The 17,765-nt window shown below is 72.6% G+C and carries 13 protein-coding genes; 6 read left to right on the top strand and 7 right to left on the bottom strand.

Features of this window, described 5'->3' with window-relative positions; all coding sequences use genetic code 11:
- Positions 1-25 precede the first annotated feature (25 nt).
- The 6 genes from GA0070604_RS07930 to GA0070604_RS07905 form a co-directional block, all read right to left on the bottom strand.
- Complete coding sequence (locus GA0070604_RS07930) at positions 26-1,072, bottom strand: LacI family DNA-binding transcriptional regulator (protein ID WP_091116635.1); 1,047 nt, start codon at positions 1,070-1,072, stop codon at positions 26-28.
- 81 nt (positions 1,073-1,153) lie between these two features.
- Positions 1,154-2,587, bottom strand: a complete 1,434-nt coding sequence (locus GA0070604_RS07925; RefSeq protein WP_091116632.1) for a GH1 family beta-glucosidase — start codon at positions 2,585-2,587, stop codon at positions 1,154-1,156.
- Positions 2,584-3,468, bottom strand: coding sequence for a carbohydrate ABC transporter permease (locus GA0070604_RS07920; RefSeq protein WP_208602237.1), 885 nt, complete (start codon positions 3,466-3,468; stop codon positions 2,584-2,586). The genes GA0070604_RS07925 and GA0070604_RS07920 overlap by 4 nt, the downstream gene beginning before the upstream one ends.
- A gap of 21 nt (positions 3,469-3,489) precedes the next feature.
- On the bottom strand, positions 3,490-4,470 hold the full coding sequence (locus GA0070604_RS07915; RefSeq protein WP_091116624.1) for a carbohydrate ABC transporter permease: 981 nt from the start codon (positions 4,468-4,470) through the stop codon (positions 3,490-3,492).
- A 121-nt stretch (positions 4,471-4,591) separates the two neighbouring features.
- Complete coding sequence (locus tag GA0070604_RS07910; protein ID WP_091116621.1) at positions 4,592-5,902, bottom strand: ABC transporter substrate-binding protein; 1,311 nt, start codon at positions 5,900-5,902, stop codon at positions 4,592-4,594.
- Between the two features lie 243 nt (positions 5,903-6,145).
- The gene (locus tag GA0070604_RS07905; protein WP_091116615.1) at positions 6,146-6,691 is read right to left on the bottom strand and encodes a plasmid pRiA4b ORF-3 family protein; all 546 of its coding nucleotides are present in this window, start codon (positions 6,689-6,691) and stop codon (positions 6,146-6,148) included.
- A 151-nt stretch (positions 6,692-6,842) separates the two neighbouring features.
- Between GA0070604_RS07905 and GA0070604_RS07900 the strand changes: the two genes are divergently transcribed.
- Positions 6,843-7,628 carry a pyrimidine reductase family protein gene (locus tag GA0070604_RS07900; RefSeq protein WP_091116611.1) on the top strand — a complete coding sequence of 262 codons (786 nt, stop codon included), beginning with the start codon at positions 6,843-6,845 and terminating at the stop codon, positions 7,626-7,628.
- Between the two features lie 187 nt (positions 7,629-7,815).
- On the opposite strand, the gene GA0070604_RS07895 is transcribed toward GA0070604_RS07900, so the two are convergent.
- Complete coding sequence (locus tag GA0070604_RS07895; protein ID WP_208601984.1) at positions 7,816-10,149, bottom strand: penicillin acylase family protein; 2,334 nt, start codon at positions 10,147-10,149, stop codon at positions 7,816-7,818.
- Between the two features lie 372 nt (positions 10,150-10,521).
- Here GA0070604_RS07895 and GA0070604_RS07890 point away from each other — a divergent pair, with 372 nt between their 5' ends.
- Genes GA0070604_RS07890 through GA0070604_RS07870 form a run of 5 tightly spaced genes read left to right on the top strand, consistent with a single transcriptional unit; the run spans position 10,522 to position 17,752 of the window.
- The gene (locus GA0070604_RS07890; protein WP_091116604.1) at positions 10,522-12,270 is read left to right on the top strand and encodes an ATP-binding protein; all 1,749 of its coding nucleotides are present in this window, start codon (positions 10,522-10,524) and stop codon (positions 12,268-12,270) included.
- Positions 12,271-12,287: 17 nt separating this feature from the next.
- Positions 12,288-13,436, top strand: a complete 1,149-nt coding sequence (locus GA0070604_RS07885) for an exonuclease SbcCD subunit D (protein WP_091116600.1) — start codon at positions 12,288-12,290, stop codon at positions 13,434-13,436.
- Positions 13,436-15,910, top strand: coding sequence for an AAA family ATPase (locus GA0070604_RS07880; RefSeq protein WP_091116596.1), 2,475 nt, complete (start codon positions 13,436-13,438; stop codon positions 15,908-15,910). Before GA0070604_RS07885 ends, GA0070604_RS07880 begins: the two co-directional genes overlap by 1 nt.
- 31 nt (positions 15,911-15,941) lie before the next feature.
- A complete protein-coding gene (locus tag GA0070604_RS07875) occupies positions 15,942-16,895 on the top strand; it encodes a hypothetical protein (RefSeq protein ID WP_091116592.1) in 954 nt (317 codons plus the stop codon).
- Positions 16,895-17,752, top strand: a complete 858-nt coding sequence (locus GA0070604_RS07870; RefSeq protein ID WP_091116589.1) for a spermidine synthase — start codon at positions 16,895-16,897, stop codon at positions 17,750-17,752. Before GA0070604_RS07875 ends, GA0070604_RS07870 begins: the two co-directional genes overlap by 1 nt.
- The last annotated feature ends 13 nt before the right edge of the window (positions 17,753-17,765 follow it).

Raw genomic sequence — 17,765 nt, 5'->3', positions numbered from 1 at the left:
CCATGATCGACGCGACGGGGTGGGGTCAGGCGGAGGCGCGGTGGACCAGCTCGGTGTCGAGGACGAGTTGCGGGTTGGAAACCTCGTCGCCGCGGATGCGGGAGACCAGAAGGCGGGCCATCTGGCGGCCCATCTCCTCCACCGGCTGGAAGACGGTGGTCAGCGGCGGCTCGGCCTGCCGGGCGATGGGGGCGTCGTCGAAGCCGATCACCGCCACGTCCTCGGGCACCCGGCGGCCAGCCTCCCGCAGCGTACGCAGGGCGCCGAAGGCCATCGGGTCGGAGGCGACGAAGACGGCGTCGAGGTCGGGGCAGGTCTCCAGCAGCTGTCGCATGCAGGCGGCACCGGCACCCTCGCTGAAGTCGCCGTACGCGATCAGGTCCGGATTCACGTCGCCGCCCGCGGCCCGGACGGCCTCCTTGTAGCCGGTCAGCCGGGCCAGGCCGGCGCCCATGTCCTGGGTGCCGGCGATGGTGGCGATCCGCCGCCGCCCCTGCGCGAAGAGATGCTCGACCGCCTGCCGGGCACCGCCGACATTGTCCATGTCGACGAACCAGGCGGGCTGGGCGTCCGGGTGCAGCATCCGGGCCGGCCGGCCGCCCAGCACGGTGGGCAGGCCACGCTCCTCCAGCAGGGTCGGCAGCGGGTCGGCGTCGTGCAGGGAGAGCAGCAGCACGCCGTCGACGTGCTGGTTGGTCAGGTGGTGCTCGACCCGTTCCCGCTCTAGCGGCGACTGCACCATGGCCAGCCAGAGCTGCATCGGTGTCTCCAGCAGCTCCGAGCTGACGCCCCGGACGATGGCCGCGAAGAACGGCTCGGTGAAGACCCGCTCCCCCGACTCGGAGACCACCAGTGCCACGGAGTCCGTCCGCTGGGTCACCAGTGCCCGGGCGGCGCGGTTGGGCACGTACCCCAGTTCGGCGATCGCCGCCTGGACGGCGGCCCGGGCCTCCGGGCTGACCTGGGGTGAGCCGTTGACCACGCGGGATACCGTGCCGCGTCCCACGCCGGCGCGGGCGGCGACCGCGTCGAGGGTCGGGCGCCCGAGCGACCGCGTGCGCTGCGTTGTCATCGTCTGCTCCTCCGACGTCGGACCGGCCCGGCACCTGCTACGGCGTCGGGTGCCGGGCCGGTCCGTAACTGCTGCCCCAGCCTATTGTGCGGCCAGGCCGTTACGTCGGATCACCTCCGCGTACCAGCTGGCGCTCGACTTGGGGATTCGGGCCTGGCTGTCATAGTCGACGTAAACCATCCCGAAGCGCTTGGTGTAACCCCAGGCCCATTCGAAATTGTCCAGCAGCGACCAGGCGAAGTAACCCTTCAGCGGCACCCCGGCGCTGATCGCGGCATGCGCGGCGCGCAGGTGCGCGTCGAAGTATGCCAGCCGGTCCGAGTCGTCGACCCGGCCGTCGATCACCGCGTCAACGAACGCCGAGCCGTTCTCGGTGACGTAGAGCGGCAGGTCGGTGTAGTCCCGGTGGACGCGTTCCAGGGTCTCCACCAGGCCGGGGGCGTCGATCTCCCAGTCCATGTCGGTCACCGGCACGCCCCGCTTGACGAACCGGACGTCCTCGCTGCCCGGCCAGCACGTCGGCGCCCGCCAGTAGCGTTCCTGCTCCTGCCGCTCGGCCGGTGCGGCGACCACGTACCGGCTGTAGTAGTTGATGCCCACCATGTCGAGCGGGGTCGAGATGACCGCCAGGTCGCCGTCGCGGACGTGCCCGAAGTCGGTGACCTGACGCAGGTCGGCCTGCAGGTCCGCCGGGTACGCCCCGCGCAGCACCGGGTCGAGGAAGAACCGGTTGGCCAGCCCGTCGATGCGGCGGGCGGCCTCCGCGTCCTCCGGCGAGTCGGTCGACGGGGTGACCGGGTAGAGGTTGACCGTGATGCCGAGCTGCGCCTGCGGGCGGGCAGCCCGCAGCGCCTGCACGGCGAGCCCGTGCCCGAGCATGAGGTGGTGCCCGGCCCGCACCGCGTCGGCCCGGTCGGAGCGGCCCGGCGCGTGCACGCCGGAGCCGTAGCCGAGGAAGGCCGAGCACCACGGCTCGTTGAACGTGGTGAAGTGCTGCACCCGGTCGCCGAGGGCGTCGGCCACGAGCTGCGCGTAGTCGGCGAACCGGCCGGCGGTGTCCCGGGCCGGCCAGCCGCCGGCGTCCTCCAACGGCTGGGGCAGGTCCCAGTGGTAGAGGGTCAGCCACGGCACGATGTCGTGGGCCAGCAGCTCGTCGACCAGCCGGCGGTAGAAGTCCAGCCCTTCGGGGTTCGCCGGCCCGGTCCCGCCCGGCTGGACCCGGGACCAGGAGACCGAGAAGCGGTAGGACTTCAGCCCGAGGTCGGCCATCAACCGCACGTCGTCGGACATCCGGTGGTAGTGATCGCAGGCCACGTCACCGGTGTGCCCGGCCACCGTCCGTCCCTCGGTGTGGCTGAAGGTGTCCCAGATCGACGGGGTACGGCCACCCTCGGTCGCCGCGCCCTCGATCTGGTACGCGGCGGTCGCCGCGCCCCAGAGGAAGCCGGGCGGGAAGGTGAGCTCGGGACCCTCGTCGAGGACGCCGACGGCGGGCGGGCTGGCTGGGTTGCTCACGACTTGACGGCGCCTTCCATGATTCCGCCAATGATCTGGCGGCCGAACAGGACGAACACGACGAACAGGGGCAGGGTGGCGATCAACGTACCGGCGAAGATCTGCGAGTTGTCCGCGAAGTAGGCGGTGTTCAGGCTTCGCAGGGAGATCTGGACGGTCGGGTTGGCCGGGTCGGCCAGCACCACGAAGGGCCAGAAGAACTGGTTCCACTGCTCCATGAAGGTGAGCAGGCCGAGCACCGCGGCGGCGGGGCGCAGGGCGGGCGCCACCACGTGCCAGTACACCCCCCAGGTCGAGCAGCCGTCGACCCGGGCGGCCTCGATCAGCTCGTTGGGGACGGCCTGCTCGGCGTACTGGCGCATCATGAAGATGCCGAAGCCGCCGATCAGGAACGGCACGGTCACCGAGGGCATGGAGTTCAGCCAGTCGAGCTTCGCCATCAGGATGTACAGCGGCAGCACGCCGAGCTGGATGGGCACCATCATCGAGGCCAGGATGATCAGCAGGAGCGCGTTCTTGCCCCGGAAGCGGAGCTTGGCGAAGGCGAAGCCCGCGAGGGAGCCGAAGAAGACCGTGGCCACGGTGATCGTGCCGGAGACCAGGAACGAGTTCATCAGGCCCTTGACGATGTTGGCGTCGCCGTTTTCGAGCACCCGCTGGATGTTCTCGCCGAGGTTGCCGCCGGGCAGGAACGGCGGCGGCCAGGAGTTGGCCGCGTCGTTCGTACGCGAGGCGATCACGATCATCCAGTAGAACGGGAAGAGCGACAGGAGCACCCCGAGGATCAGCCCGACCATGGTCAGCGGGCTGGCCTTCCAGAGCCGCGCCGCCTGGTGGCTTGCGCGCACCGGGCCGGCCTGCCGGGAGGGTGGGCGGAGCATGGTGGTCGTCATCTCGTCACCTCACTTGTCTGAGCTGATGCGGCGGGCCAGCAGGTAGTTCACCGTCGACATCAGCGCGATGAGCAGGAAGAGCACGAGCGCGACCGCGCCGGCGTAGCCCCACCGGAAGCGTTGGTTCATCACGTCGAGCAGGTACATCGTGATGGTCTGGTACTGGCCCTGCGAGCCGCCGGAGATGCCGCCGGCACCGCTGGTGAACAGCAGCGGCTCGGTGAACAGCTGCAACCCGCCGATGGTCGAGATGATCAGCGTGAAGATGATCGTCGGGCGGAGCTGCGGGATGGTGATCGACCAGAACTGGCGGCGGCGGGAGGCGCCGTCCAGCGCCGCCGCCTCGTACACGTCCTTGTTGATGGACTGCATGGCGGCCAGGTAGATCAGGGCGTTGTAGCCGATCCACCGCCAGTCGACCATGGTGGAGATGGCGAACCAGGAGGCGAACCGATTGGCCCGCCAGTCGATCTTGTCCATACCGACGGCGTCGAGCAGCCAGTTGATCAGGCCGAATTCCTTGGCATAGATCATCGAGAAGACGAGCGCGACGACCGCGGTCGAGGTGATGATCGGCATGGCGATGGCCATCCGGAAGAAGGTCTGCCCGCGCAGTTTCCGGTTCAACGCGTTGGCCAGCATCAGCGCCAGCAACAGCTGCGGCACGGTGGAGAGCAGGAACATGCCGAACGTGTTGACGACGGCGTTCCAGAACTTCGGGTCGTCGGTGATCAGCTCGACGAAGTTGTCCAGGCCGACGAAGGAGATCGTCGGGTTCAGCGGCGACCGGTCGGTCAGCGCGATCCAGACCGTGTAGATGATCGGATACAGGCTGAACACCGCGAAGATCAGGAAGAACGGCAGGACGTAGAGGTACGGCGAGTACTTCAGGTCCAGTCGGGTGAACGAGGCGCGGCGGCGGTGTGCGGGGCGGCCGGCGCTGGCCGGTCCCCGTCCGGGAGGCGCCGGGGCGTGCAGGTCGAGGCTCATGGGGAGTCCTTCTCCTCGGCCGGCGCCACCCGCCCACACGGGCGGCGCCGGGCTCTCCGGGCACCGCGGGTGGCGCCGACAGCCAGGGCTGTCGACGCCACCCGCGGCCGGGGCAGCCGGATCACTTACCGGCGGCCTCACCGTTCTTCAGCGCGGCCTGCCACTGCTCGTCGGCGGACTTGCCCTGCTCGACGGCGCGCAGGGTGTTCTCCACCTCAGTGCGGACAGCGTTGTTCTTCGGGCCGAGGTAGACCGGCTTCAGCGAGGTGGCACCGGCGGCGAAGATGGTGCCGGTCGGGGCGTTGCTGAAGTAGTCGTTGGTCGCGGCACCGACGGCCGGGTCGCTCAGAGCCTGCGGCGAGGACGGCAGGTTGCCGACCGCCTTGAACGCCTCGACCTGGCCCTTGGCGCTGGTCAGGAACTTGGCCAGCTCGGCGGCCTCCTTGGGGTGCTTGCTGGACTTCGGCACGGCCAGCCACGAGCCGCCCCAGTTGCCGCCGTTGCCGGGCGCCTTGGCGATGTCCCACTTGCCGGCCGCCGAGTCACCGGCGTTGCCCTTGATGACACCGGTCATCCAGGCCGGGCAGGCGATGGTGGCGAAGGTGCCGTTCTTGAAACCGGCGTTCCACTCGTTGGAGAACGACTGGAGGTTGTTCGACAGGCCCGCGGCGATCATCTTGGTGGTGAGGTCGTACGCCGCCTTGACGTCCGGGTTCTCGCCGATGACCAGCTTGTTGCTCTTGTCGTAGTAGGTGTAGCCGCTGCCGTCGCCCGCCTTCTGCATCAGCACGACGTTGTAGAAGTTGGTCGCCGAGTCGATGAACTTGTGCTTCTTGTCGGCGGCGGCGAACTTCTGGCCGGTGGCGATGAACTCGTCCCAGGTGGGCCAGAGGGCGGCGACCTGCTCCCGGTCGGTGGGCAGCCCGGCGGCCTTGAAGAGGTCGCTGCGGTAGCAGAGCGCCATCGAGCCGACGTCGGTGCCGAGGCCGAGCACCTTGCCGTCCGGCGTGGTGCCCGCCTCCCACTTCCACGGCAGGAAGTTGCCCTTAAAGTCGTTCGCGCCGTAGTCCGCGAGGTTCTGGAACTTGTCGGTCTGCGCGTAGTACTGAACGATGGTGCCCTCTTCCAGGGCCACCACGTCACCGGCGCCGGACCCGGCGGTGATCTGCTGGGTCAGTCGGGTGTTGTAGTCCCCGAGGCCGAGGCCCTTGCCCCGCTCCTGGATCTTGATGTTCGAGTGCTCGGCCTCGTACTGCTTGTAGAGCTCTTCGTAGCCGAAGCCCTGGTCGCCGAAGACGTCGACGACGAGAGTGATCTGGCCGTCACTGCCGCTGTCCGACGAGTCGTCACTGCAGGCGGCGGCGGTGGCGAGCACCGTCACGGACGCGAGCGCGATGGCCGCGAGCCGACGACGGCGGGATGGGACGCTCATCCGAGACCCTCTTTCGCTGGTGAGGCTGTGTCATGTGGTGGGGTTGCCTGTTGCGCGTCTCGCCACCATCGACCTGAGAAAGGGGGGTCACCGGCGGCGACCCGGGAGCGGGCGGAGATGAGATCCAGACCACTCGCGGGAGCGCTCCCATGAGATTGCCGCCCAGCCGCCAGGGGTGTCAATAGACCTATGGGAGCGTTCCCAGATCGTTACCGCGCCGATCCGGAGGCGATGGCGGCGCGGTCAGCAGAAGCGGCGCAGCAGGGTGGTCGCCCGGGCCGCGTCGTAGGCGTCCGGGTCGAAGCCGGGGCCGGCCCAATCCCGCATCACCTGGTGCTCCGGATGGGTCGGATCGGCGAGCGCGGCGAGCAGGACGGCGTATCCGGACGGGCCGCCGACGCCCTCCGGCGGGCAGGCCCGTTCCCCGTACGGGCAGGACGGGTAGCGCTCGTCCGGGTCGGCGGTGCAGGCGTCCTCCACCACCACGTCGTGCTCCCACCAGTCGCCGAAGTCGTAGGTGTAGCGGAACCGGCTGCCCTTGCCCACCACCGCGTCCAGCCGCACGTCCAGCTCGTCGCGGAGCGCCAACTCGCCGTCCGAGTCGGGTTCGCCGTACTGGAGGCCGTCGATCTCGAACGAGTGCAGGTGGCAGTCCCGCCAGCCCATCGCGTGCTGCAACACCCGGTGCAGCCGGTCCAGGGTGTAGCCGCCGGGGACCAGCACCCGCCGCCACACCGGCGGACGGACCCCGGCCAGGGACACCTTGAGCTGGAAGATCTGACGCGGCATGCTGCCCCATCCTCCCTCGGCACTAGGCTGCCAGCATGATCTGCCGAGCGTGCCGGGAACGACGGCACGACGACTGTCCAGGTCGGAAGTGGTGCGACTGCCAGCACCGTACCCCCGAACCGACCCCTCCGGTCACCGGTCCGGCCGGCGAATGAGCACGGGTACGCCGATCGCGCGGATCTGGCCGGCGCCCCCGGCCGGGCCGCTGACCGACCCGGAGCTGGCCGCCCTCTACGGCCGCGCCACCCGACCCCACCTGCGGATGAACTTCGTGGCCAGCGCCGACGGCGCGGTCGCCCTGGGCGGCTACTCCGCCGGGCTCTCCGGCGAGCCGGACAAGCGGGTCTTCGGCCTGCTCCGGATGCTCTGCGACGGGCTCGTGGTGGCCGCCGGCACGCTGCGCCACGAGGGCTACCGGGCGGCCCGGCTGAGCGAGGACCGCCGGGCCTGGCGGCGGGGGCACGGGCTGCCCGAGTACCCGACCCTGGTGGTCGTCTCCGGCTCGCTCGACCTGGACCCGGCCCAGGCGTGCTTCGCCGACGCGCCCGTCCGGCCGCTGGTGCTCACCCGCACCGGGGTCGAGCCGCCGCCCGGACTGGACGAGGTCGCCGACCTCGTCCGCTGCGGCGAGGAGCGGGTGGACCTCGCCGCCGGCCTCGCCGAGCTGCGCCGCCGCGGGCTGGCCCAACTGCTCTGCGAGGGCGGTCCGTACCTGTTCGGCGCGTTGACCGCCGCCGACCTGGTGGACGAGCTGTGCCTGACCGTGGCACCGCTGCTCGCCGGGGCCGGCCCCGGCCGGATCACCGCCGGGGACGACAGCCCCCCGCGCCGGCTTCCGCTGCGCCACGTGCTGGCCGCCGAGGACGGCGTACTGCTGCTCCGCTACGCCCGCGACGTGGACGCGGCACCGTCCGCCGGCGCCGCCCCCACCGCCTGACGGCCCGGCGTCCGTCCGGGGCAGCCGCCTGCCTCCCGGATACGCGGACAGCCCGCCCGGCCACAGCCACGGACGCGGGCACACCGGGAAGGCGTGCCCGCGCCCGTGCTGCTCTTCCATGATCTGGCGTCCCGTTCACCACCTCGACGGGGAGCCGGGAGGCCTCCCTCCCGGCTCCACCGGATCACTACTTCGTCAGCCGTACGACCCGCGACGCCGGTGCGGCGAGGTCGGACTCCTCGCAGAACCGGCTCTGCACCCACTGGCCGTTCGAGAACATCGCCGTCTGGTCGGCGTGGTACGGCGACGTCGGGTCGGCCGACTGCGACGACGCCAGCAGCGTGGTGACGTTCGGGCAGCCACTCCCGTCGAACGCCACCACCTGGATGTAGGTGCTGCCGGTGGCCACCTCGACGTTGCCCGCCTGCGGGTGCCATACCGGGTGGACCACGTTCAGGATCCCCATCTGCCACGACCCGCCGGGAAGCGGGATCCGCTGGTTGCCCCGGGTCACCGTCTGGTGGTCGCCGAGCCGGGCGTCCAGCGGGATGCCCGCGGCACGCAGTTCGGCGACGGCGTCACCGAAGGCCCGCTGCACGTCGGCCCGGCCGGTGTCGAGCGTGTTCGGCGTGGTCAGCGGCGCCTGCGGATCGAACGGCACCCGCCACGGCAGGGAGGCCGGCACCGGGGCGCTCGGCACCAGCTTCATGACGAACCGCTCGAAGAGCAGGGAGCCGCGGCTGTCCAGTGAATAGGTGTGGTCCCAGCTGGCCAGGGCGGCACAGGCCCCGGTGACGTCGACCGGTCCGCCGGTCGAGGGCGCCAGCCCACCGGGGAACTCCGCACACATCCGCGCGGTGTCCGCCGCCGCCAGCTCGGCGACCCGGCTCCGGTTGGTGAAGAGCATCTGCCGCATCGACGCCGCGGTGAAGCCGCCCTCGGCCAGCCCCTCCTCGACGCTGAGGAGAGACTCCCGGGTACGCGGCGTGCGCTCGGTGTAGACGTCACCCAGGATCCGCTGGTAACCGGTGATCGGCGCGTGCGGGTTGGACAACCACGGGCTCTGGTTGGAGTTGGTCACGTAGTCCCGGCGTACCAGCCGCTGCATCCGGGACGGCCCGAGCAGCCCCGGCTCGACCGAGTCGGAGTCGGCTCCCCAGGCGCAGGTCGAGTCGGCGCCGTTGAGCAGGGCCAGCCCGGCGACGTGGAACAGGTACTGCCCGAGCGGCGTGGCGCAGCGCTGGGCGAGCGCGTCGGTGACGTGCGGGACCACCTGGATGTCGGCGTAGAGCGCGTTGCCGGACCGGTCGACCGCCAGGGTGTTGAAGATCGGCAGACCCTGGGTACGGGAGAGCGCGTCGACGACGCCCGCGGTGTCCTGCGCGGTGGCGAGCCCGAACGAGGTGTTCATCAGCCGCATGTTGGTGGCGTTGGCGTCCCGTACGGCGTAGGCCGAGGTGCCGGTCCACGGCAGGTCCATCGACGCCGCGTTGCTCGTCACGGGTCCGTAACGGGTCGCGTAGAGCGTCCGGGTGACCACGGCCAGCCTGCCGTCCGGCTGCTTGACCGGCACCGACACGCTCGTCCGGCGCATCCGCTCCTTCTTCCCGTCCACCAGGTAGGAGGTCGGGTCGTCGGGGGCGAGCCTGAGTTCGTACAGGCCGAACGTCACCGGGGCGGCCCAGGTGTGCGTCCAGGCGATCTTGTCGTTGAAGCCGATGGAGAGGAACGGCGTGCCGAGCAGGCCGGCGCCCGCGGCGTTCAGCTTGCCGGGCACGGTCAGGTGCGCCTGCCAGAACCGGTTGACACCCTGCCAGATGAAGTGCGGATTGCCGAGCAGAATGCTGTTGTCGTGGGCCGCGCCCGCCGCGCCGACGGCGATCCCGTTGCTGCCCGGGGAGTTCTCCCCGAAACGCTCATCGAGGCCGGCCCGGAAACGGGCCGCGGTCTCGGCGTTCGCGGCCAGGCCGCCGGTCGCGGTGCCCGGCCTGGCGTTGACGATGCCGTCCACCATGCTGCCCGTGCCGGCGTACGTCGCCATGGCGTGGAGCATGTGCCACACGTCCGTTTCGGTGATGGGGGTGACCCATTCACCGCCACGGCAGGTCGGGTCACCGATCCCGGCCGCGCCGCCGACGTCACGCAGATAGCGGTTGTAGCCCTCGACGTAGCCCGCGACCATGTCGCGGACCTCCCGCTGGGGACCCCTCGGCGCGGCCTGCGACACCAGGCTCCACACCACGCCGGAGTTGTTGACCTGCTGGAAGTAGAGGTCGCTGGCGAGGTTGGTGGTCGCCGAGGAGACGGTGACGTCGCCGGAGCCGCCGGGCCCGAAGAATCGCGAACGCTGGGCGCGGACGGTCGTGTACGAGTTGGCGAGGACGCAGATGTTGTCCTTCGCGACCGCATATCCGTAGCCGTATCCGAGACCGGTGAAACCGTCGGCGATGATGTGCGGAATTCCGTGTTCGGTGTATCGAATGGTCGCCGTGGCCTTCGTGCCGGTAACGTCCGATTCCACCGGCGCGGCCGACGTGCTGGTCGACGGCACGGCCACCAATACGGAAACGGTGAACAAACCGCACAGTATCTGACGACTTCGACGCATTGACCTCCACCTTCCACATGAGACGACACAACAGAACTCGGCAGCTTAGTGCGCAATCACATCCGATACCAGACCGTCAATGGAGGACAGAAAAGCGGTAATGCACCGAGCAGGCGAAACGCCTGACCGGGCCGCACACCCACGGTGAGCGGCCGACTCCGCCGCGCACGATCCGCCGGCCGGGCACGTGGTGTCCGCCGCGTCGCGTGGCAACCTGTCGCATCCCTCGGGCAGGATGCTCCTCGTGCGCCGCGACCGAGACGACCAGCCGACCGGAGACCGCCGATGACCGACGACCCGCTTGACGGCCCGGGCGACGAGGTCGGCCGGGTGCTCGGCACCGCCGACGCCACCCCGCTCACCTTCTGGACGGCCGTCTCCCCCGGCAGCTACCTCCAGCTCGACGACGTGGTGGTCACCCGCCGCGAGCTGCCCGACCGCGAGCCGGTGACGATCGCCGGGGTGGTCACCCAGGTCCGCGCCCGGCACGAGGGGGCGCAGTTCGACTCCGACGTCTTCGCCATCGCCGACGGCACCCTGCCCGCCCAGGTGCAGGAGGCCGCCGAGGTCACCACCACCCGGGTGGACCCGGAGCTGTACGTGCCGCCCACCCCGGGCGCGGTCGTGCACCGGGCCGAAGGCGACGCCCGGGCCCGCGCGCTGCACTTCGACCGGATGGAGCGGCGCATCCCGATGGGCATGGGCCGCGACGGCGTCCCGGTCTACCTCAACGCCGACTTCCTCGACGGCACCCGGGGCGCGCACGTCTCCATCTCCGGCATCTCCGGGGTCGCCACCAAGACCAGCTTCGCCACGTTCCTGCTCTACTCGGTCTTCCGCTCGGGGGTGCTCGGCGGCGACGCGGTCAACGCCAAGGCGCTGATCTTCAACGTCAAGGGCGAGGACCTGCTCTTCCTCGACCACCCCAACGCCCGGCTCGACGACGCCACCCGCGCCGGGTACGCGCGGCTCGGGCTGGCCGCCGGCGCCTTCCCCGACGTCCGGGTCTACGCGCCGCCCCGGGTCGGCGACTCCTCCGGCACACCGGACGTGAGCAGCCGGCTCACCGGCGTGGACAGCTTCTACTGGACACTGTGCGAGTTCTGCGCCGACCGTCTTTTGCCGTACGTCTTCGCCGACGCCGACGACGAGCGGCAGCAGTACACGATGGTGGTCCACTCGGTCGCCGCCCACCTGGCCCGGTACGCCCAGCCCGCCGACGGCGGGGTGAGCGTCGACGGCGTCCGGCTCGGGTCGTACGCCGACCTGGTCGACCACATCGTCGAGCAGCTCAACGACGACGAGACCCGGGGCGACTGGGCGGGCAGCGCGGTCGGCCTGGGCACGGTCAACGCGTTCGCCCGCCGGCTGATCGGCAGCAAGAAGGACCTCGGCCGGCTCATTCGCGGCGACCTCGCCGCCCGCCGCCCGCACTCGATCAACACGTCGGAGAGCGCCCAGGTCACCGTGGTCGACCTGCACAACCTGCCCGACCGGGCGCAGCGCTTCGTGGTCGGCGTGACGCTCAAGAGCGAGTTCGAACGCAAGGAGAAGGCCGGCACCGCCAAGCCACTGCTCTTCGTCGTCCTCGACGAGCTCAACAAGTACGCGCCACGCGAGGGCTCCTCCCCGATCAAGGAGGTGCTGCTGGACATCGCCGAGCGGGGCCGCTCGCTCGGGGTGATCCTGGTCGGCGCGCAGCAGACCGCCAGCGAGGTGGAGCGGCGGATCGTCACCAACTCGGCGATCCGGGTGGTCGGCCGGCTCGACCCGGCCGAGGCGTCCCGCCCGGAATACGGCTTCCTCCCGCCGGCGCAGCGGCAACGGGCGCTGCTGGCCAAGCCGGGCACCATGTTCGTCAACCAGCCCGACATCCCGGTGCCGCTCTGCCTGGAGTTCCCCTTCCCGGCCTGGGCGACCCGGGTCTCCGAGGCCGGCCGGGCGCCCTCGGAGACGCTGCGCTCGATCACCCAGGCGGCCGACCCGTTCGCGGTGGTCGGCTCCGGCGGCGCCGACGACGACATCCCGTTCTAGGGAGGCGGTGACAACCCATGAAGATCCTGCACACCTCCGACTGGCACGTCGGCAAGGTCCTCAAGGGGCAGTCGCGCGCCGAGGAACACACGCGGGTGCTCGCCCAGGTGATCGAGATCGCCAACGCCGAGCGCCCCGACCTGGTCATCGTGGCCGGTGACCTCTACGACACCGGCGCGCCCACCCCGGAGGCGACCCGGCTGGTCACCCGGGCGCTGACCGCGCTGCGGCGTACCGGGGCGGATGTGGTGGCGATCGGCGGCAACCACGACAACGGCCCGGCGCTGGACGCGCTGCGCCCGTGGGCCGAGGCCGCCGGGATCACGCTGCGCGGCAGCGTCCGCGACAACCCGGCCGAGCACGTCGTCGACGGGGTCACCGCCGCCGGCGAGCGCTGGCAGCTCGCCGCGCTGCCGTTCCTCTCCCAGCGGTACGCCGTCCGCGCCGTCGAGATGTACGAGCTGACCGCCGCCGAGGCCAACCAGACGTACGCCGACCACCTCGGCCGGGTGCTGGCCAAGCTGGCCGAGGGTTTCACCGAGCCGGACCGGGTGCACCTGGTCACCGCCCACCTGACCGTGGTCGGGGCGAGCACCGGCGGCGGCGAGCGGGACGCGCACACCGTGCTGGGCTACGCGGTCCCGGCCACGGTGTTCCCCGGCAACGCGCACTACGTGGCGCTGGGCCACCTGCACCGCTCGCAGCGGGTCATCGGCCCCTGCCCGATCCGCTACAGCGGCAGCCCCCTCGCCGTCGACTTCGGTGAGCAGGAGAACGTCGGCTCGGTCACCCTGGTCGAGGTGACCGCGACGACGGCCGCCCGGATCCGGGAGGTGCCGGTGCCCGGGGCCACCCCGCTGCGTACGGTCCGGGGCACCCTGGCCCAGCTCGCCGAGATCGACCCGCCCGACGGCTGGCTGCGGGTGTACGTCCGCGAGCAACCCCGCGCCGGGCTGCGCGAGGAGGTGCAGGAGCTGCTGCCCCGGGCGCTGGAGATCCGGATCGACCCGGAGCTGGTGCCGGCGCCCGGCAGCGCCACCCGGGCCGCCCAGCGGGCCGGCCGCTCGCCCCGGGAGCTGTTCGCCGACTACCTGACCAGCCGGGGCCACGCCGACGAGGGCGTCCGGGAACTCTTCGACGAACTGATCGAGGAGGTGGATCACTGATGCGCCCGATGCGGCTGGACATGGCGGGCTTCACCGTCTTCCGCGAGGAGACCACCGTCGACTTCACCGACGCGGACTTCTTCGCCCTGGTCGGGCCGACCGGCTCCGGCAAGTCGACGGTGCTCGACGCGATCTGCTTCGTCCTCTACGGCACGGTGCCCCGCTGGGGCGGCGCCCGGGGCCTGTCCAACGCGCTCGCGCCGTCGGCCAACGAGGCCCGGGTCCGGCTGGTCTTCGAGTCCGCCGGCGACCGGTACGTGGCCACCCGGGTGGTCCGCCGGGACGGCCGGGGCACGGTGAAGACCGCCAACGCCGGGCTCCAACTCATGCCGGCCGGATTCGACGTCACCAAGCTCGACACCGGGCTCAGCCCGGAGGATCTCGGCGAGGTGGTGGCCGGCACCCCGGCCGAGATGGAGCAGGCGGTGCTGGACGCGGTCGGGCTGCCGTACGAGCAGTTCACCAGCTGCGTGGTGCTGCCGCAGGGGCAGTTCGCCGACTTCCTGCACGCCAAGCCGGCCACCCGGCAGCAGATCCTGGTCAACCTGCTCGGCCTCGGTGTCTACGAGGCGGTGCAGAAGAAGGCCACCGAGCGCGCCGGGCAGGCCGAGGCGAAGCTGGCGGCCGTCGACAAGATGCTCGGCGGCCTCGCCGACGTCGACGACGCGGCCCTGACCGACGCCGGGCAGCGGGTGGACCGGATGCGCGAGCTGGCCGAGGCGGTCTCGGTGGCCGTACCGGAGCTGGACCGGGCCCGGGCGACGGCGCGCGAGGTGACGGCGGCGCTGACCGCGCTCGACGCCGAGCTGACCGTGCTGGCCGAGGTGCGCCCGCCCGAGGGGATCGCGGAGCTGGCGCGGGCGGTGGCGGCGGCCCGGAGCGCGGCCGACGAGGCCGCCGCGGCGGTCGGGCTGGCCGAGGAGCGGGAGGAGAAGCTGCGCGGGGAGCTGGCCGCGGCCGGCGACGAGAGCGCGCTGCGGCTGCTGCTCAAGGCGCACGCCGACCGGGAGCGGCTGACCGGCGAGGTGGCGACCGTTCTCGCGGCGGTGACCACGGCGCAGACCGAGCACGACGCGGCGGCCGGGGCCCTCGCGGCGGCTCGGGCGACCGCCGAGCGGGCCGAGGCGGAGCTGGAGGCGGCGTTCCGGGCGCACGAGGAGGCGAAGGCCACCGACCAGGCGGTGGCGCTGCGGGCGCACCTGGTCGCGGGCGGCCCGTGCCCGGTCTGCGAGCAGGAGGTGTCCCGGGTGCCGGCGATGCCGGCCGGGTCGGCGGTGGCCCGGGCGGTCGCCGCCGGCAAGGCGGCCCGGACGGCCAGCGAGGCGGCCAAACGGGTGGTGCAGGAGCGCGACGCCGCCGCCCGCGAGCTGGACCGGGTGCTGCTGGGCGCCCGCGCCGAGCACGACCAGTTGCGGGCCCGGCTGACCGAGCTGGACGAGCAGCTCGCCGACGCCGCCGCCCCGGCCGCGCTGCGGGAGGCGCTGGACGAGCATGCCCGGCTACGCCGCACCCTGGAGGAGGCCGCCGGCGCGGTGCGGGCCGGCCGGGACGCCGCCCGCCGGGCGCGGAGCACGCTCGACGGCGCGGAGGACCGGCTGCGGCGCGCCTGGCGCCAGTTCGACGCCACCCGGGACGAGCTGGCCCGGTTCGGCCCGCCGGCCGCCGACCGGGACGACGTGGCCGCCGCCTGGGCGGCCCTGGCCGGCTGGGCCGGTGAGCAGGCCGAGCGGCGACGCGCCGACCGGGACGGGCTGGCCGCCACGGTCGGGCAGGCCGAGGCCGCCACCAGCGAGGTCGAGGCACGGATCGCCGCGCTCTTCACCGCCGCCGGGCTGGCCGCGCCCGGCGACCCGCTGCGGGACGCCGCGGTGGCGGTGGAGCGCGCCGACGCGGAGCTGCGCCGGCTGGAGGAACGCCGGGCGCAGGCCGCCGAGCTGCACGAGCAGCGGGCCGGCCACGAGCGGGAGGCCCAGGTGGCCCGGGCCCTCGCCGGGCACCTGCGGGCCAACAACTTCGAACGCTGGCTGCTGGCCGAGGCGTTGGACCTGCTGGTCGACGGCGCGTCGCGGATCCTGCGGGAACTCTCGGGCGGCCAGTACGACCTGGTCCACGACAAGGGCGAGTTCTTCGTGGTCGACCACCACGACGCCGGGCTGCGGCGCGGGGTGCGGACGCTGTCCGGCGGGGAGACGTTCCAGGCGTCGCTGGCGCTGGCCCTCGCGCTGTCGGAGCAGCTCGCCGGGATGTCGACCACCGCGGCGAGCCTGGAGTCGATCGTCCTCGACGAGGGTTTCGGCACCCTCGACGCGGCCACCCTGGACACCGTGGCGGCCACCCTGGAGAGCCTGGCCGCCCGGGGCGACCGGATGGTCGGCGTGGTCACCCACGTGCCGGCGCTGGCCGAGCGGATCCCGGTCCGCTTCGAGGTCCGCAAGGACGCCCGCACGGCCCGCGTGGAACGGACCGGCCGGTGAACGCGAGGAGCGTGAGCGGGGCGGGGGCGACGTGACGCGGTTCTACGTCGACGCGTGGGATCCGGCGTACGGGGCGTCGTTCGAGGCGGCCGGCGGGGGTGGGCCGGCGGCGCCGAGCACCGCCCAGGTCGAGGCCGACGTCGAGCTGCCGGCGACGGACTGGCGGGCGCTCGACGTCCGGCGGGACGTGGCCCCCCCGGACGTGGTGCTGCTGGTCGACGGGGTACGCCGGATCGACGCCAGCGTCTGGACGGCCGAGGAGGACGGCAGTTCGTACCCGGGCATCGCCGCCTCGTACGCCGCCGGGGTGGTCCGCTGCGACCTGGACCGCGGGGCGGCGGAACTGGCCGGCACCCGGGTGGGTCGGGGCCTGTTCACCGCCAGCCCGTCGGCGCAGGACGTGGTGGCCGGCCAGATCCGCTACCCGGTGCACCGGGTCAGCGGCACCGGTGAGCTGAGCAGGTTACCGGCCGCGGTGCAGGCGCCGCTGACCGCGCTGGAGGTGGCGGTCTCCGACGCCGCGCGCACCGACGGCGACCTGCTGGTGGTGGACGGCCCGCTGCGCAGCCGCCGAAACCTCCCCCGCACCCTCGGCTACATCAAGACCCAGCACAGCCAATACCTGGACGCCCGGCTGAGCGCGGTGGTGACCGGGCTGGCCCCGGGCCAGCGCTGCCCGGTGTTCCGGCTCGGCACCGCGTGGGGCGGCTACTCCTGGTACCTGCGACTGCCGGTGGCCGGCGGCGCGCCCTGGGCGGGGATCGTCCGGGTGGAGTGCTCCGCCGAGCTGACCGAGGCCGAGGCGATCGGGCTGGCCGACCTCTCGCTGGTCACCCTGCCCAGGTTCGCCTCCACCCCGTACAAGGACCCGCGGGCCCCGCAGAACCTCGTCCCGATCGCCGGCCTGGAGCGGCGGCTGCGCGGGCTGCTCGGCGACGCCCGCCTGCTGCACCGGGTGCTGACCTCGGCCGCCCGGGGGCGCTGATGGGCCGCAGACGCGACACCGACCGGATCGTCGAGCCGGTCGACACCGGGCAGGCCGAGCTGGTGCCCGACCCGGACCGGCCGGGCTCGTGGACGCTGCTGCTGGACGGCGCGCCGCAGTCGCACGTGGATCTGGCGGAGCCGACCCACCTGGAGTTCGAGTACGTCCGCCGGCTGGCCGCCGCGATCGACCTGGTCGCCCCGGCCGGCGCCCCGCTGCGGGTACTGCACCTCGGCGGGGGCGCGCTGACCCTGCCCCGGTACGTCTCGGCCACCCGGCCCGGGTCGACGCAGCGGGTGTCCGAGGTGGACGGCGCCCTGGTGGAGCTGGTCCGCCGGGCGCTGCCCTGGCCCGCCGACCCCCGGCTGCGGGTGCGGGTGGCCGACGCCCGGGCCACCCTGACGTCGAGCCGCGACGCCAGCTACGACGTGGTGGTGGCGGACGTCTTCGCCGGTGCCCGCACCCCCGCCCACCTGACCTCGGTGGAATACGCCGCCGAGGTGGCCCGGGTGCTCCGCCCCGGCGGCTCCTACCTGGCGAACATCGCCGACGGCCCGCCGCTGCGGCACGCCCGCGCCCAGGTCGCCACGGTCCGTACGCTGCTGCCCCGGGCCTGCCTGGTCGGCGACGCGGCGGTGCTGCGCGGCCGGCGCTACGGCAACCTGGTGCTGGTCGCGTCCCGGGTCGAGCCGCCGGTGCCGGAACTGAGCCGGCGGGCCGCCGGCGACTGGTTCCCGGGCCGGGTGCTGGCCGGCGAGGAGCTGGACCGGTTCGCCGGGGGCGCTCCCGTGGTGCGCGACGCCGACGCCACCGACTCCACCCCACCGCCGCCCGGGATCTTCTCCGTACGTCGTTGATCCGCGCGGTGGC

This window comes from Micromonospora eburnea (assembly GCF_900090225.1).
GTDB classification, from domain to species: Bacteria; Actinomycetota; Actinomycetes; order Mycobacteriales; family Micromonosporaceae; genus Micromonospora; species Micromonospora eburnea.
This window is presented reverse-complemented; position numbering and strand designations above follow the sequence as displayed.

Excerpts from the sequence above, each read along its gene's own strand:
- GA0070604_RS07890 (WP_091116604.1), top strand. The coding sequence starts at position 10,522 with ATGACCGACGACCCGCTTGACGGCCCGGGCGACGAGGTCGGCCGGGTG.
- GA0070604_RS07910 (WP_091116621.1), bottom strand. The coding sequence starts at position 5,902 with ATGAGCGTCCCATCCCGCCGTCGTCGGCTCGCGGCCATCGCGCTCGCG.
- GA0070604_RS07905 (WP_091116615.1), bottom strand. The coding sequence starts at position 6,691 with ATGCCGCGTCAGATCTTCCAGCTCAAGGTGTCCCTGGCCGGGGTCCGT.
- GA0070604_RS07880 (WP_091116596.1), top strand. The coding sequence starts at position 13,436 with ATGCGCCCGATGCGGCTGGACATGGCGGGCTTCACCGTCTTCCGCGAG.
- GA0070604_RS07930 (WP_091116635.1), bottom strand. The coding sequence starts at position 1,072 with ATGACAACGCAGCGCACGCGGTCGCTCGGGCGCCCGACCCTCGACGCG.
- GA0070604_RS07920 (WP_208602237.1), bottom strand. The coding sequence starts at position 3,468 with ATGCTCCGCCCACCCTCCCGGCAGGCCGGCCCGGTGCGCGCAAGCCAC.
- GA0070604_RS07870 (WP_091116589.1), top strand. The coding sequence starts at position 16,895 with ATGGGCCGCAGACGCGACACCGACCGGATCGTCGAGCCGGTCGACACC.
- GA0070604_RS07900 (WP_091116611.1), top strand. The coding sequence starts at position 6,843 with ATGAGCACGGGTACGCCGATCGCGCGGATCTGGCCGGCGCCCCCGGCC.
- GA0070604_RS07915 (WP_091116624.1), bottom strand. The coding sequence starts at position 4,470 with ATGAGCCTCGACCTGCACGCCCCGGCGCCTCCCGGACGGGGACCGGCC.
- GA0070604_RS07885 (WP_091116600.1), top strand. The coding sequence starts at position 12,288 with ATGAAGATCCTGCACACCTCCGACTGGCACGTCGGCAAGGTCCTCAAG.